10 protein-coding genes are annotated in these 13,066 nt (G+C 73.8%); 4 read left to right on the top strand and 6 right to left on the bottom strand.

What is annotated here, in order from left to right:
• Nucleotides 1–51 precede the first annotated feature (51 nt).
• The 4 genes from EFE23_RS16115 to EFE23_RS16100 form a co-directional block, all read right to left on the bottom strand.
• Nucleotides 52–1,851, bottom strand: a complete 1,800-nt coding sequence (locus EFE23_RS16115; protein ID WP_123241748.1) for an ABC-F family ATP-binding cassette domain-containing protein — start codon at nt 1,849–1,851, stop codon at nt 52–54.
• Nucleotides 1,852–2,059: 208 nt separating this feature from the next.
• Entirely contained in the window at nt 2,060–3,013 is a 954-nt protein-coding gene (locus EFE23_RS16110) for a 4-(cytidine 5'-diphospho)-2-C-methyl-D-erythritol kinase (protein ID WP_123241747.1), read from the bottom strand.
• 84 nt (nt 3,014–3,097) lie between these two features.
• The gene (rsmA, locus tag EFE23_RS16105; protein WP_123241746.1) at nt 3,098–3,967 is read right to left on the bottom strand and encodes a 16S rRNA (adenine(1518)-N(6)/adenine(1519)-N(6))-dimethyltransferase RsmA; all 870 of its coding nucleotides are present in this window, start codon (nt 3,965–3,967) and stop codon (nt 3,098–3,100) included.
• A gap of 13 nt (nt 3,968–3,980) precedes the next feature.
• Nucleotides 3,981–4,877: a TatD family hydrolase gene (locus EFE23_RS16100; RefSeq protein ID WP_123241745.1), complete on the bottom strand. Its 897-nt coding sequence runs from the start codon at nt 4,875–4,877 to the stop codon at nt 3,981–3,983.
• Between the two features lie 82 nt (nt 4,878–4,959).
• Between EFE23_RS16100 and EFE23_RS16095 the strand changes: the two genes are divergently transcribed.
• Together EFE23_RS16095 and EFE23_RS16090 are read left to right on the top strand one after the other, a co-directional pair.
• Nucleotides 4,960–6,198 (top strand): hypothetical protein, encoded by a 1,239-nt coding sequence (locus EFE23_RS16095; protein ID WP_123241744.1) that lies wholly within the window; start codon nt 4,960–4,962, stop codon nt 6,196–6,198.
• A gap of 57 nt (nt 6,199–6,255) precedes the next feature.
• A complete protein-coding gene (locus EFE23_RS16090) occupies nt 6,256–7,107 on the top strand; it encodes an alpha/beta fold hydrolase (protein WP_123241743.1) in 852 nt (283 codons plus the stop codon).
• Between the two features lie 150 nt (nt 7,108–7,257).
• Here EFE23_RS16090 and metG read toward each other — a convergent pair whose 3' ends face one another.
• Complete coding sequence (metG, locus tag EFE23_RS16085; protein WP_123241742.1) at nt 7,258–9,060, bottom strand: methionine--tRNA ligase; 1,803 nt, start codon at nt 9,058–9,060, stop codon at nt 7,258–7,260.
• A gap of 138 nt (nt 9,061–9,198) precedes the next feature.
• On the opposite strand from metG, the gene EFE23_RS16080 reads away from it, so the two are divergent.
• Nucleotides 9,199–10,074, top strand: a complete 876-nt coding sequence (locus tag EFE23_RS16080) for a hypothetical protein (RefSeq protein WP_233601014.1) — start codon at nt 9,199–9,201, stop codon at nt 10,072–10,074.
• Between the two features lie 14 nt (nt 10,075–10,088).
• On the opposite strand, the gene rsmI is transcribed toward EFE23_RS16080, so the two are convergent.
• Nucleotides 10,089–10,955 carry a 16S rRNA (cytidine(1402)-2'-O)-methyltransferase gene (rsmI, locus tag EFE23_RS16075; protein WP_204334799.1) on the bottom strand — a complete coding sequence of 289 codons (867 nt, stop codon included), beginning with the start codon at nt 10,953–10,955 and terminating at the stop codon, nt 10,089–10,091.
• A 66-nt stretch (nt 10,956–11,021) separates the two neighbouring features.
• Here rsmI and EFE23_RS16070 point away from each other — a divergent pair, with 66 nt between their 5' ends.
• Nucleotides 11,022–12,731, top strand: coding sequence for a dolichyl-phosphate-mannose--protein mannosyltransferase (locus EFE23_RS16070; protein WP_123241740.1), 1,710 nt, complete (start codon nt 11,022–11,024; stop codon nt 12,729–12,731).
• Nucleotides 12,732–13,066 lie beyond the last annotated feature (335 nt).

Raw genomic sequence — 13,066 nt, 5'->3', positions numbered from 1 at the left:
TGTCCCGTACGCCGCGCTGTGACGCCGCACACCCCCCACCCCGTGTCGGGATCAGCCGGCCGGCAGTTCCTCGGCGAGGGTCAGCCAGGCCTCCTCGGTGCGTTCCCGCTCGGCCCGCAGCTCCTTCAACTGGGCGTCCAGTTCGGCGACCTTGGCGTAGTCGGTGGCGTGCGCGGCGAGCTGCTCGTGGAGGGTGGCCTCCTTCTGCTCCAGCTTGGCAACCTGCCGTTCCAGCTTGCCCAGTTCCTTCCGAGCGGTGCGTACCTCGGCGGCGGACCTGCCCTCGCGGTGCGCGACGGCGGCGGCGGGGGTGAGATCGGCGGGCGCCTGGCCCCGGCCGGCGGCGGCCCGGGCCAGGTACTCGTCGACCCCGCCGGGCAGGTGCACCAGCCGCCCGTCGCCGAACATCCCGTACGCGACGTCGGTGACCCGCTCGATGAGGTACCGGTCGTGGCTGGCCACGACGATGGTGCCGGGCCAGGAGTCGAGCAGGTCCTCCAGCGCGGCCAGGGTGTCGGTGTCCAGGTCGTTGGTGGGCTCGTCGAGCAGGAGCACGTTGGGTTCTCCGGCGAGCAGCCGCAACATCTGCAGCCGGCGGCGCTCGCCGCCGGAGAGGTCGCTGACCGGGGTCCAGAGCCGCCGGTCGTCGAAGCCGAAGATCTCGGCGAGCTGGGCGGCGCTGATCTCCCGGTCGCCCAACTGGACCCGCCGGGCCACCTCCTCGACGGCTTCGAGGACGCGCAGGTGGCCGGGGAGCTCGGCGAGTTCCTGGGAGAGGAACGCGGGCCGGACGGTCTGCCCGGTGGTGAACCGCCCGCCGTCGGGGCGGGTCACCCCGGCGAGCATGCGCAGCAGGGTGGTCTTGCCGGCACCGTTGCGGCCGAGGACGGCGACGCGGTCGCCGGGGCCGACCTGCCAGGTGAGGTCGTGCAGGATCTCCTTCGGGCCGGCGTGCAGGGTGACCTGGTCCAGGTCGTACACCTGCTTGCCGAGCCGGGCGGTGGCGAGCCGCTGCAGCGACGTGGTGTCGCGCGGCTCCGGCACGTCGGCGATGAGCGCGTTGGCCGCCTCGATCCGGAACTTCGGCTTGGAGGTCCGTGCCGGCGCGCCCCGGCGCAGCCAGGCGATCTCCTTGCGGAGCAGGTTCTGCCGGCGGGCCTCGGTGGCGGCGGCGACCCGCTGCCGTTCGACCCGGGCCAGGGTCCACGCGGCGAAGCCGCCCTCGTAGGCCCGGACGGTCTGGTCGGCGACCTCCCAGGTGGTGGTGCAGACGGCGTCGAGGAACCACCGGTCGTGGGTGACCACGACGAGGGCGCCCTTGCGGGTGACCAGGTGCTTGGCCAGCCAGTCGACGCCGCCGACGTCGAGGTGGTTGGTGGGCTCGTCGAGGATGAGCAGCTCGGCGTCGCGGACCAGCAGCGCGGCGAGGGCGACGCGCCGGCGCTCGCCGCCGGACATCGGCCCGACCGGCGCCTCAAGGCCGAGGTGGGGCATGCCGAGGCCGTCGAGGATGGCCCGCACCCCGGCGTCGCCGGCCCACTCGTGCTCGGCGCCCATGCTCTCGCCGAGCCAGGCGGTGCCGAGCACCACGTCGCGGACGGTCGCCTCGGGGGCCAGGTCCAGGGTCTGCGGGAGCCAGGACACCCGCAGGTCACGGCGGTGGGTGACGCGACCGTCGTCCGGTTCCTCGATCCGGGTGAGCAGCCGCAGCAGGGTCGACTTGCCGGCCCCGTTGAGGCCGACCACACCGACCCGGTCCGCGTCGTCGAGGCCGAGCGAGACGTCGGTGAGCAGCGGCCCGGCGGCCCCGTACCCCTTGGACACCCGGTCCAGGTTGACGATGTTGGCCACTTCCCCACCTTTCATGATCAAGGCGTCCCGGTGCCGGCCGGCACCTCAGGACGCCCACCTTCCAGGGTACGCGGACCCGCCGCCCGCCCGCCGCGGTCGGCCGGCCCGGCGGCGCCCCGCACGAGATCGCCGACGCGGCGGGGTCCTGCGGTGGCTGACACCGCCACCTCACCGATCTGCCGGCGGCCCGATGCGGCGAAGAGGTGGGTCAGACGATGCGAGCGCCGGCGACCGGGCCGTGGGCGACCCGCGCCTCCCGGCAGACCCCGGCGGCCTCCAACCGGGCGGCGATCCGTCCGGCGTCCGCCTCGTCGAGGGCGAGGAAGACGCAGGTCGGGCCGGAGCCGGAGACGATGCCGGCGAGCGCGCCGGCCGCCTCGCCCGCCTTGAGCGTCTCCGCTAGGGCGGGACGCATGGCCAGCGCGGCGTCCTGGAGGTCGTTGCCGAGCGCGGCGGCGAGCACCCGCGGGTCCCGCTGGCGCAGTGCGGCGAGCAGCCCGTCGGTGCTGCCCAGCGGCTCGCCCGCGATGCCGGCGTCGCGCAGCCGGTCCAGCTCCCGGTAGGCGGCCGGGGTGGACAGGCCCCCCTCGGCGACGGCCACCACCCAGTGCCAGGAGGTGGGGCGGGCCAGCACCGGGCTGACCGCCTCGCCGCGTCCGGTGCCGAGCGCGGTGCCGCCGTGGATCAGGAACGGCACGTCGGAGCCGAGGTCGGCGGCGATCCCGGCCAGTTCGTCCCGGGACAGGCCGGTGCCCCAGAGGGCGTCGCAGGCCACCAGGGCGGCGGCCCCGTCGGCGCTGCCCCCAGCCAGCCCGCCGGCGAGCGGGATCTGCTTGCGCAGGTGCAGCCGGGCGTGCGGCAGCACGCCCGCGTACCCGGCGAGGGCGTGGGCGGCGCGGATGACCAGGTTGGAGTCGTCCAGGGCCAGCTCGCCGGCGCCCTCGCCCTCCATGGTGAGGGTGAGCGTGTCGCCGCGGCGGGCGGTCAGCTCGTCGTAGATGGAGATCGCGTGGTAGACGGTGTTCAGCTCGTGGTAGCCGTCCCGGCGCAGCGGCCCCACCCCGAGATGCAGGTTGACCTTGGCGGGCACCCGCACCTTCACCGGGCCGCTGGCCCCGCGCCGCTGCCCGTCCTCGTCGTCCGGTCGCCAGGCCTCGGTCACGGGGCGATCTCCCGCGGGCGCAGGCGGATGTCGAACGGCTTCTCCACGGTCAACTCCTCGGCGGGGTCAGGCAGTGGCGCCAGCCTACTGGGCGGTGGCGGGACCGGTCGGGGCCGACGCGGCGATCGCGGTGAACTGCTCCACGGTCAGTGCCTCCCCGCGGGCGCCGGGGTCGACCCCGGCGGCGGTGAGCGCCTCGGCGGCCCGGTCGGCGCCGCCGGCCCAGCCGGCCAGGGCGGCGCGGAGGGTCTTGCGGCGCTGCGCGAACGCCGCGTCGACCACCGCGAAGACGGCCTCCCGCGGTACGTCGGGGCGGGGCGGCTCACGCCGGGTGAAGGCGACCAGACCGGAGTCGACGTTCGGCACCGGCCAGAAGACGTTCGGCGGCACCTTGCCGGCGGCCCGGGAGCGGGCGTACCAGGCGAGCTTGACCGACGGGACGCCGTACACCTTGGAGCCGGGATCGGCGACGAGCCGGTCGGCGACCTCCTTCTGCACCATCACCAGGCCGTGCCGCAGGGTGGGCAGCTCGGCGAGCAGGTGCAGCACCACCGGCACGGCGACGTTGTACGGCAGGTTCGCCACCAGCGCGGTCGGGGCGGGATCGGCCAGTTCGGCGGCGGTGATCCGGAGCGCGTCGGCCGGGTGCACGGTGAGCCGCGCGGCGTCCGGGCCGGCGAACCGGGCGGCGGTCTCCGGCAGCGCGGCGGCCAGCTTCGGGTCCAGCTCGACGGCGTGCACGTGCGCGGCGACCGGCAGCAGGGCCAGGGTGAGCGAGCCGAGCCCGGGCCCGACCTCGAGCGCCACGTCGTCCGGGGCCAGCCCGGCGGTGGTGACGATCCGGCGCACGGTGTTGGGATCGTGCACGAAGTTCTGGCCGAGCTTCTTGGTCGGCGTCACGCCGAGGCGGGCGGCGAGTTCCCGGATCTCCGCCGGGCCGAGGAGACCGGTCACGCCGGGCATCCTCTCACCACGGGCCGAACGCGCGGTCTCCGGTGGCGGAGATGGCGGCGCAGAGTTCGTCGAGGTCGGTGCCGGTGGTCTCGGCCAGGAACCGCACGGTCAGCGGGATCAGGTACGACGCGTTCGGCCGGCCCCGGTGCGGCATCGGGGTCAGGTACGGGGCGTCGGTCTCCACCAGCATCTGGTCGGCCGGGGTGACGGTGGCGGCCTCGCGCAACGCCCCGGCGCTGCCGAAGGTGACCGTGCCGGCGAAGCTGAGCAGGTAGCCCCGGCGGACGCACTCGCGGGCGAAGTCGGCGTCGCCGGAGAAGCAGTGCAGCACCACCGTGTCCGGGGCGCCCTCGTCGTCGAGGACGCGCAGCACGTCGGCGTGCGCGTCGCGGTCGTGGATGACCAGCGCCTTGCCGTACCGCTTCGCGATGGCGATGTGCGCGCGGAAGCTCTCCTCCTGCGCGGCGCGCCCCTCGTCGCCGGTGCGGAAGAAGTCCATCCCGGTCTCGCCGATGCCGCGTACCCGGTCGCGGGCGGCGAGCGTCTCGATCTCGCGCAGCGCCTCGTCCAGGTCGGCCAGGCGGGGCGCCTCGTTCGGGTGCAGCGCCACGGTGGCCAGCACCGCGCCGTACCGCTCGGCGACGTCGGCGCTCCAGCGGGACGACTCGACGTCCACGCCGACCTGGACCAGCCGGTCGACGCCGACCCCGGCGGCCACCGCGACGGCCGCCCCGACCGGGTCGTCGGCGGGACCGCCGGGTACACCGACCTCGCTGACGGTGATGTCCAGGTGGGTGTGGCTGTCCAGCACGGGTACGGCCAGCGCCTCCGGGGCGGGCGGGAACTCGCCGGCCCGGCGGGCGGCCCGCTGCTTACGGGTTTCGGTCTGCTCGGTCATCGCGGCCAGCATCACACACCGCCGGCGGGCGGCGTTCCCGGACCGCCACCGACTGTTCACACCGTCAACATCTGTCCCGCCTACCGTCCGGAGGGTGACCGTCACCCCTCAGGCCAGCGGGGCCGCCTCCGAGCGGACCGGGCTGCACGTGACGTACGACGGCCGGCGGTACCCGGCGGAGATGCTGGCTCGCGGGGCGGCGTACGAGTTGTTCAGCGCCGACGAGGCGCCCGGGTTCGAGTTCGTGCCCCGGCCCGGGATGGCGTACCCGTGGCGGCGGTTCGTGCACGCCACTGAGGTGACCGCGGTGCACGGCGCGGCCGAGCCGGCCGAGGACGCGGACCCGCCGCTGCTGATGCCGGTGCACCGGGAGCGCGGCTGGGCGTACCTGCACCAGCTCAGCCAGCAGCCGGCCGCGGCCGGCGACCCGACCCTCGCGGCGGTGCGCGCCTCGGCGGTGATCCGGCCGGGCACCCGGATGGTGAAGGTGCTCTCCGCCCGGCAGCTCGCCGGATACGTGCGGGGGTGGCTGCCGCACGGCTTCTGCTACCGGGAGCACGACGTGGCGCACCTGCGTACGCCGGCCGGGATGGCGGTGCTGCGCGGAGACGGCGACGGTGGCGACGTGGCGTACGCGCTGCGCTGGCGGGCCGCGGACCCGGCCGACTACGACGTGCCGGTGGGCCCGGCGCACCAGGGTCTGACGGTGCTGCCGCCCCGGGACCGGCTCGGCCCCCCGGTGCTGGGCACCGGGTTCGTGCCGAGCACCGCCCAGCTCATCCCGGAGTTCGTCACCCGGGACTTCGCCGACCTGCCGCTGCCGGCGAACGCCACCCTGCTCGCCTACCCGGCGGAGGGGGTGGAGGTGGTGCTCTACACCTACCAGGCGGAGCAACGCGGTTGGCTGCGGATGGTTGGCCCGCAGTGGCGGCACCTGCTGGCCGCGGTGCCCGGCCTCTCCCCCGACCAGGAGTACGTGCCGACCGGCGAGGCGCCGCGCTCCACGCAGCTCGTCGGCGCGTACGGCGGCGGCGAGTACGAGGCGGTGGCCGACCTGCCGGGCGGGTTCCGGGTGCTGGCGATGACCCGGGCGGCGCGCTACCCGGTGGCGGCGGCGGCCCGGCGGGTGCGCTTCGCCACCTGGCGTGGGGTGCCCTGCCTGGTGCTGCGGGAGGAGTCGGGCTGGCTGCGGCTGCGGCTGCGCCGGCCGGACCCGGACGCGGTGCTCGGCACCGGGGCGCAGTGCCACGAACGGGGCGTCTACGAGACCTGGGCGCCGGGTGCCGAGGTGACCGACGACCAAATGGTCGATCTTCCGTATCCGACGGCATAACGGGGGCCGGCCCGGGAAGACGCGGCTGTCCGAGAGTCAGCGCACCGGGAGATGATCATGCCCTTCATCACCGTGGGTACGGAGAATTCCGCCCCCATCGACCTGTACTACGAGGATCACGGCAGCGGCCAGCCGATCGTCCTGATCCACGGCTTCCCGTTCAACGGCGCGACGTGGGAGAAGGTGAGCGTCCCGCTGCTGAACGCCGGCTACCGGGTGATCACGTACGACCGGCGTGGTTTCGGCGCCTCCGCCCAACCGGCCATGGGGTACGACTACGACACGTTCGCGGCCGACCTGGACGTGTTGATGACCGAGTTGGACCTGCGCAACGCGATCCTGATCGGGCACTCGATGGGCACCGGTGAGGTGACCCGGTATCTCGGCGCGTACGGGTCGGACCGGGTGGACCGGGCGGTGCTGATGGCGCCGTTGGCACCGTGCCTGGTCCAGAAGCAGGACAATCCGGAGGGCGTCGAGAAGAAAATCTTCGACGGGTTCCAGCAGGCCATCATCCAGGACCGGTTCGCCTACCTGACCCAGTTCTGCGACGCGTTCTTCAACTACAGCGAGAACAAGGGCAGGTGGGTGAGTGACGAGGCGTACCGGGCGCACTGGGACATCGGCTCGCACGCCTCGGCGAAGGGCACCTACGACTCCGTCGACGCCTGGCAGACCGACTTCCGGGGCGACCTGCCGAACATCAACGTTCCGGTGCTGATCATCCAGGGCGACAAGGACAATGTGCTGCCGTACCCGAAGACCGGCGAGCGGTTGCAGCACATGCTGTCCGACTGCCGGCTGATCACGCTGAAGGGGGCGCCGCACGGCATCCCCTGGACCCACCCGAGCGAGGTCAACCAGGCGATCATGCAGTTCATCGGCGCGCCGTCGATGGCCCGCGCCTGACCCGGACACGCGGCGACCCCGGAGCGATCCTCCGGGGTCGCGGCGTAGCCGGCCAGCCTGATCGAAGCGACCCGCGGCATTCCGGGGTGTCCGGGGGCCCGCGACGCCGCGACATGCCGCAGGACGAGCGAGCGCGGGCCGGGCGCGCGGTCAGCCGGCCAGGCGGGCCAACTCCTCGTCGACGATCGACGGGTCGAGCTTGCGGAAGACCGGCTTGGGCGCCGCGAGCGGCCGGCCCACCTGCAGCGGTACGGACTCCCACCGCGCGCCGACCGTGTAGTCGCCGGTCAGCACCGGGTACGCCGGCCCGCCGTCGAGGTCCTCGACCTCCTCGATCACCGGCATCGGGGCGTGCACGCCGGTGCCGCCGAGCAGCTCGTGGATCTGCTGCGCGGAGTGCGGCAGGAACGGGGTGAGCAGGATGTTGGCGTCGCTGACCACCTGGAGGGCGACGTGCAGGATGGTGCCCATCCGCGGCTTGTCGTCCTCGCCCTTGAGCTTCCAGGGCGCCTGCTCCGACAGGTACTTGTTGGCCTCCGCCACGACCTTCATGGCCTCGCCGATGGCCTGCTTCTGGCGGTGCCGGGCGATCAGGTCGCCGACGGTGGCGAAGCCGGCCTTCGCGGTGTCCAGCAGCGCCCGGTCGGCCTCGGTGAGGCCGGCCGGATCGACCGGCGGGATCGCGCCGAAGTTCTTCGCGGCCATGGAGATCGACCGGTTGACCAGATTGCCCCAGCCGGCGACCAGCTCGTCGTTGTTGCGACGGAGGAACTCCGCCCAGGTGAAGTCGGTGTCGTTGCTCTCCGGCCCGGCGACCGCGATGAAGTAGCGCAGCGCGTCGGCGTCGTACCGCTCGAGGAAGTCGCGGACGTAGATGACCACCTTGCGGGAGGAGGAGAACTTGCGCCCCTCCATGGTCAGGTATTCGCTGGAGACCACCTCGGTGGGCAGGTTGAGCCGGCCCAGCTCGCCCGGCTCGCCGTCCCGGGAGCCCGCGCCGGAGTAGCCGCCGAGCAGCGCCGGCCAGATCACCGAGTGGAAGACAATGTTGTCCTTGCCCATGAAGTAGTAGCTGCGGGCGTCCTTCCCCTCGCCGTCGGCGGACCACCACTTCCGCCACGCCTCGGGGTCGCCGGTGCGGCGGGCCCACTCGATGGAGGCGGAGAGGTAGCCGATGACCGCGTCGAACCAGACGTAGATCCGCTTGTCGGGCCGGTCGCGCCAGCCTTCGAGGGGGATCGGCACGCCCCACTCCAGGTCCCGGGTGATGGCCCGGGGCTGGAGGTCGTCGAGCAGGTTCCGCGAGAAACGCAGCACGTTGGGACGCCAGCCCTCCCGGGTGTCCAGCCACTGCCGCAGCGCGTCGGCCAGGGCGGGCAGGTCCAGGAAGAAGTGCTCGGTCTCGACGAACTCCGGCGTCTCGCCGTTGATCTTCGACTTGGGGTTGATCAGGTCGATCGGGTCGAGCTGGTTGCCGCAGTTGTCGCACTGGTCGCCGCGGGCGCTGTCGTAGCCGCAGATCGGGCAGGTGCCCTCGATGTAGCGGTCCGGCAGGGTGCGGCCGGTGGACGGCGAGATCGCCCCGGTGGTGACCTTGGGGACGATGTAGCCGTTGCGGTGGAGCCCGATGAACAGCTCCTGCACCACCGCGTAGTGGTTGCGGGTGGTGGTCCGGGTGAACAGGTCGTACGACAGCCCGAGCGCGCGCAGGTCCTCGGCGATCACCCGGTTGTACCGGTCGGCCAGCTCGCGCGGGGTGACCCCCTCGGCGTCGGCCTGCACCTGGATCGGGGTGCCGTGCTCGTCGGTGCCCGAGACCATGAGCACGTCGTGACCGGCCATCCGCATGTACCGGGCGAAGACGTCGGAGGGAACGCCGAATCCGGATACGTGGCCGATGTGGCGCGGGCCGTTGGCGTAGGGCCAGGCGACCGCGGCGAGAACGTGACTCATGAGCGTCAAGCCTAGTGATTGCCTCGGGTCGCCCGCGAACCAATAGGGCCCGCGCCACGCCCCACCCCCGGCAGCCCGTCCGATTTGTCGCCGACACGCGGCCTGAGCTGCCCGGCCAGCCCCACCTGCCGGTGTCAAATGAACGGCGTGACCAGCAGACCAGCGGCACCGGGCCAGGACGGCTCCGCCGCCCCGACGACCGGTGTGGGCGGCCGGCCGCCCCGTCCGGGCGCGGCGCGCGGCGGTTCGGTCGCCCCGCAGCCCCGGCTGGACCCGGCGGACCCGCCGGTCGAGGTGGAACCGACCACCGGGGCGCCGGTGGACGCGGTGCCCCGCCGGGTGCCGGTCCGGCAGCCCCGCTGGCGGGTGCCCGTACCCGACAGCACGCCGGGCGGCGGGGAGGTCTTCTGGGCGCCGATCGAGGAGGTGCACTGGGACGGCACCCCGCTGCGGGAGGAGGCCCGGAAGGCGGTCCGGCCACCCGCGGCGGCCTCCCGGCGGACCCGGACCCGGCGGAGCCACCCGCCGGACCCGCTGCCCGGGCTGGCCGCGCTGGTGACGCTGAGCCTGCTGGCGGCCTTCTTCGGCTGGGTCAGCGCAGGGCCGCTCTGGTTGGCGGTGGGGCACTCGACGACCGGGACCGTGGTGATCACGGACTGCTCCGGCGGCGGCCTGACCCAGCGCTGCCGGGGCATCTTCCGCGCCGACGGGGAGCGCTTCGTCGCGCACGGCGTACGGGTGAGCGGGGTGCCGGCCGAGCGGAGCGCCGCCGGCACCGCGCTGCCGGCGCGGATGACCGGGCCGGACGGCGGCACCGCGTACGCGGACAACGGGGTCGGCCGGCACCTGCGCTGGCTGCTCGGCCTGCTGCTGGTGCTGGCCTGCGCCGCCGGGATCGCCCGGTGGACCGGCGCGACCCGGCTGCCGGACGTCTGGCAGCGCCGCTGGGCGGTGGCGGTGGCGCTGGCCGGCCCGCTGCTGACCACCGCGGGCTTCCTCGCCGCCGCCTGGTAGCCCGGGCCGGGCTGTCAGGCGTGCACGACCCCGTAGACCTCGCGGCGGCGCAGCCCGTACTCGGTGGCGACCTCGGTGATCGCGTCCCGCCGGGACAGCCCGGCCGCCTCCCGCGCGGCGACCGCGGCGCGCAGCGTGTCGTCGTCGGGCCGGGTCGCGGCGGCCGGCGGCGCACCGGCCACGACCAGGGTGATCTCGCCCCGGGGCTCGGTCTCGGCGGCCCACTCGGCCAGCTCGCCCAGCGGCCGGCGGACCACCTCCTCGTACGTCTTGGTCAGCTCCCGGCAGAGCGCGGCGGGCCGGTCCGGGCCGAACGCGGTGGCCAGGTCGGCCAGCGCGCCGGCGATCCGGTGCGGCGCCTCGAACAGCACCAGCGTGCGCTCCTCGGCGGCGAGGGCGCGCAGCCGGGACCGGCGGGCGCCGGGCGTGCGGGGCAGGAACCCCTCGAAGCAGAACCGGTCGCAGGGCAGCCCGGAGAGGGCCAGCGCGGTGGTCACCGCGCTCGGCCCGGGGGCGGCGGTGACCGGGCAGCCGGCGTCGATCGCCGCCCGGACCAGCCGGTAGCCGGGGTCGGAGACGCTGGGCATGCCGCCGTCGGTGACCAGCGCGATCGTGTAGCCGGCGGTGAGCACGTCGACCAGTTCGGGGGTACGCCGTTCCTCGTTCCCCTCGAAGTAGGAGACGATCCGGCCGGGGACGGTGACGTCCAGGTCCCGGGCCAGCCGGGTCAGCCGCCGGGTGTCCTCGGCGGCGACCACGTCCGCGGTGGCGAGCACCTCGCGGAACCGGGTCGAGGCGTCGGCCGGGTTTCCCAACGGCGCACCGAGCAACACCAGGCGCCCCACCTCGGACATTTCACCCACTCCAGCGCGCTCCTTCATCGACAGCCGTACCAATCTCGGAGACGACAGGCGCCACCGGGCACCTTCGCAGCCTACGATCGCCGGGTGACGAGTGCGTCGACAGCACAGAGCGCGGGCGCGGGTCGGGCCGGATCGGACCGGACGACCCCCGACCAGCCCACCGCCGACCAGGCCACCGGTTCCGCGACGAGCAGCGCGGGTGGGATCCCGGCCGTCGTCCGCCGGCGGCTCGCCACGGTCGACGCCCGCCTCGACGGGCACGCCTGGCTGGCCACCGCGGTCGTCGTGGTGATCGCGGCGATCGTGCGCTTCGTCGGCCTCAGCGGCCCGAAGGGCAAGATCTTCGACGAGATCTACTACGCCCGGGACGCGTACGGGCTGATCGACCGCGGCGTCGAGTGGAACTACAAGGACGGTGGCCCGTCGTACGTGGTGCACCCGCCGCTGGGCAAGTGGCTCATCGGGCTGGGCGAGTGGGCCTTCGGCTACCAGGACGCGGAGTTGAAGATCTCCGTGCCGGGGCACCTGATGACCACCGCCCCGGAGTTCGGCTGGCGGTTCGCGGCGGCCGTCGCGGGCACCCTGTCGGTGCTGATGCTGGTCCGGATCGGCCGGCGGATGTTCCGCTCGACGGTGCTGGGCTGCGCGGCCGGGCTGCTGCTCGCCCTGGACGGCTTCCACCTGGTGCTCTCCCGCACCGCCCTGCTCGACATCTTCCTGCTGCTGTTCGTGCTGGCCGCGTTCGGCGCCCTGGTGCTCGACCGGGACGCCCGACGGCGCCGCTGGACCCGCGCGCTGGAGGCCGGTCTCGACCCGTCGGCGCCGGGGCGGGCGGGCCGGCCGCCCTCGACCTGGCGGGACTGGCCGTGGTGGCGGCTCCTCGCCGGGGTGCTGCTCGGCTGTGCCTGCGCGGTGAAGTGGAGCGGGATCTACTTCGTGCCGGCCTTCGCGCTGCTGGTGATCTTCTGGGAGGTGGGCGTCCGCCGGTCCGCCGGCGCCCGCCACCCGTGGCGGGACGCCCTGCTCGACGAGCTGCCCTGGCTGCTGCTGGCCGGCGTGCTGATGGTCGGCACCTACGTCGCCACCTGGTCGGGCTGGCTGCTCAGCGACGACGGCTACTACCGGCTGGCCAGCCGGTACCCGAACGTCCCGGGGTTGAGCGACACCCCGGTTATCGGGCCGCTGATCAATCTGTGGGAATACCACAAGGCGGCGTACGGCTTCCACACCCAGCTCGACGACCCGCACAAGTACCAGTCGTGGCCGTGGCAGTGGCTGCTGCTGGGCCGCCCGGTCGCCTTCTACTGGTCCGGTGACGGCAACTGCGGCGCGCCGAGCTGCGCGTCGGAGATCCTGCTGCTGGGCACCCCGCTGCTCTGGTGGTCGTTCCTGCCCGCGCTGGCCGCGACGGCCTGGCTGGGGCTGGCCCGCCGGGACTGGCGGGCCGGGGCGATCCTGCTCAGCGTGGCCGCCGGCCTGCTGCCCTGGTTCTGGTTCGCCCTCGACGACCGGACGATGTTCTCCTTCTACGCCGCGCCGGCGGTGCCGTTCCTGGTGCTGGCGGTGGTCTACGTGCTCGGGGCGATCGTCACGCCCGCGCCGGTCACCGGCACGGCGGCGCCGCCGAGCGAGCAGGACGTCGCCGACCGGCGGTTGGTGGGCGGGATCGTCGTGGGCGCGTACGTGCTGCTGGTCGCCCTCTGCTTCGGCTACTTCTACCCGATCTTCGTGGGCCGGCTGCTGCCCTACGCGGACTGGTCCGCGCGGATGTGGCTGGACGGCCGCTGGATCTGACCCGTCCGGCATTTCGCGGCCCGGTGGCAGGTCCACCGGGCCGCGTTTTTTCGCTTGCGCGGGTGGGCCTGATGCCCTCGCTGGCCGGTGGCGGCACCAAAAAGCGCGCCCCGATCGCCTGCCACGGGGGAAGCGGGCGATTGGGGCGCGCAAGAAGAGCTTAACCAGACTCCGGCACTCGCACAACGGGTGGTCCCGGGTCAGATTTCCGACGAATGCGCCACCCCACAAATGGTTTACATCCGACAGGTGACGGTGGGTCACGCCGTGGAGACATTACGAATTACTAACAATCTTTCCGAAATCGATCACCAACGGAGGCGCTAGCTGATCAC

It is taken from the genome of Micromonospora solifontis, from assembly GCF_003725545.1.
Taxonomy (GTDB): domain Bacteria; phylum Actinomycetota; class Actinomycetes; order Mycobacteriales; family Micromonosporaceae; genus Micromonospora; species Micromonospora solifontis.
The sequence above is the reverse complement of the archived record's forward strand: the minus strand, read 5'-3'. Positions and strand labels throughout refer to the sequence as shown.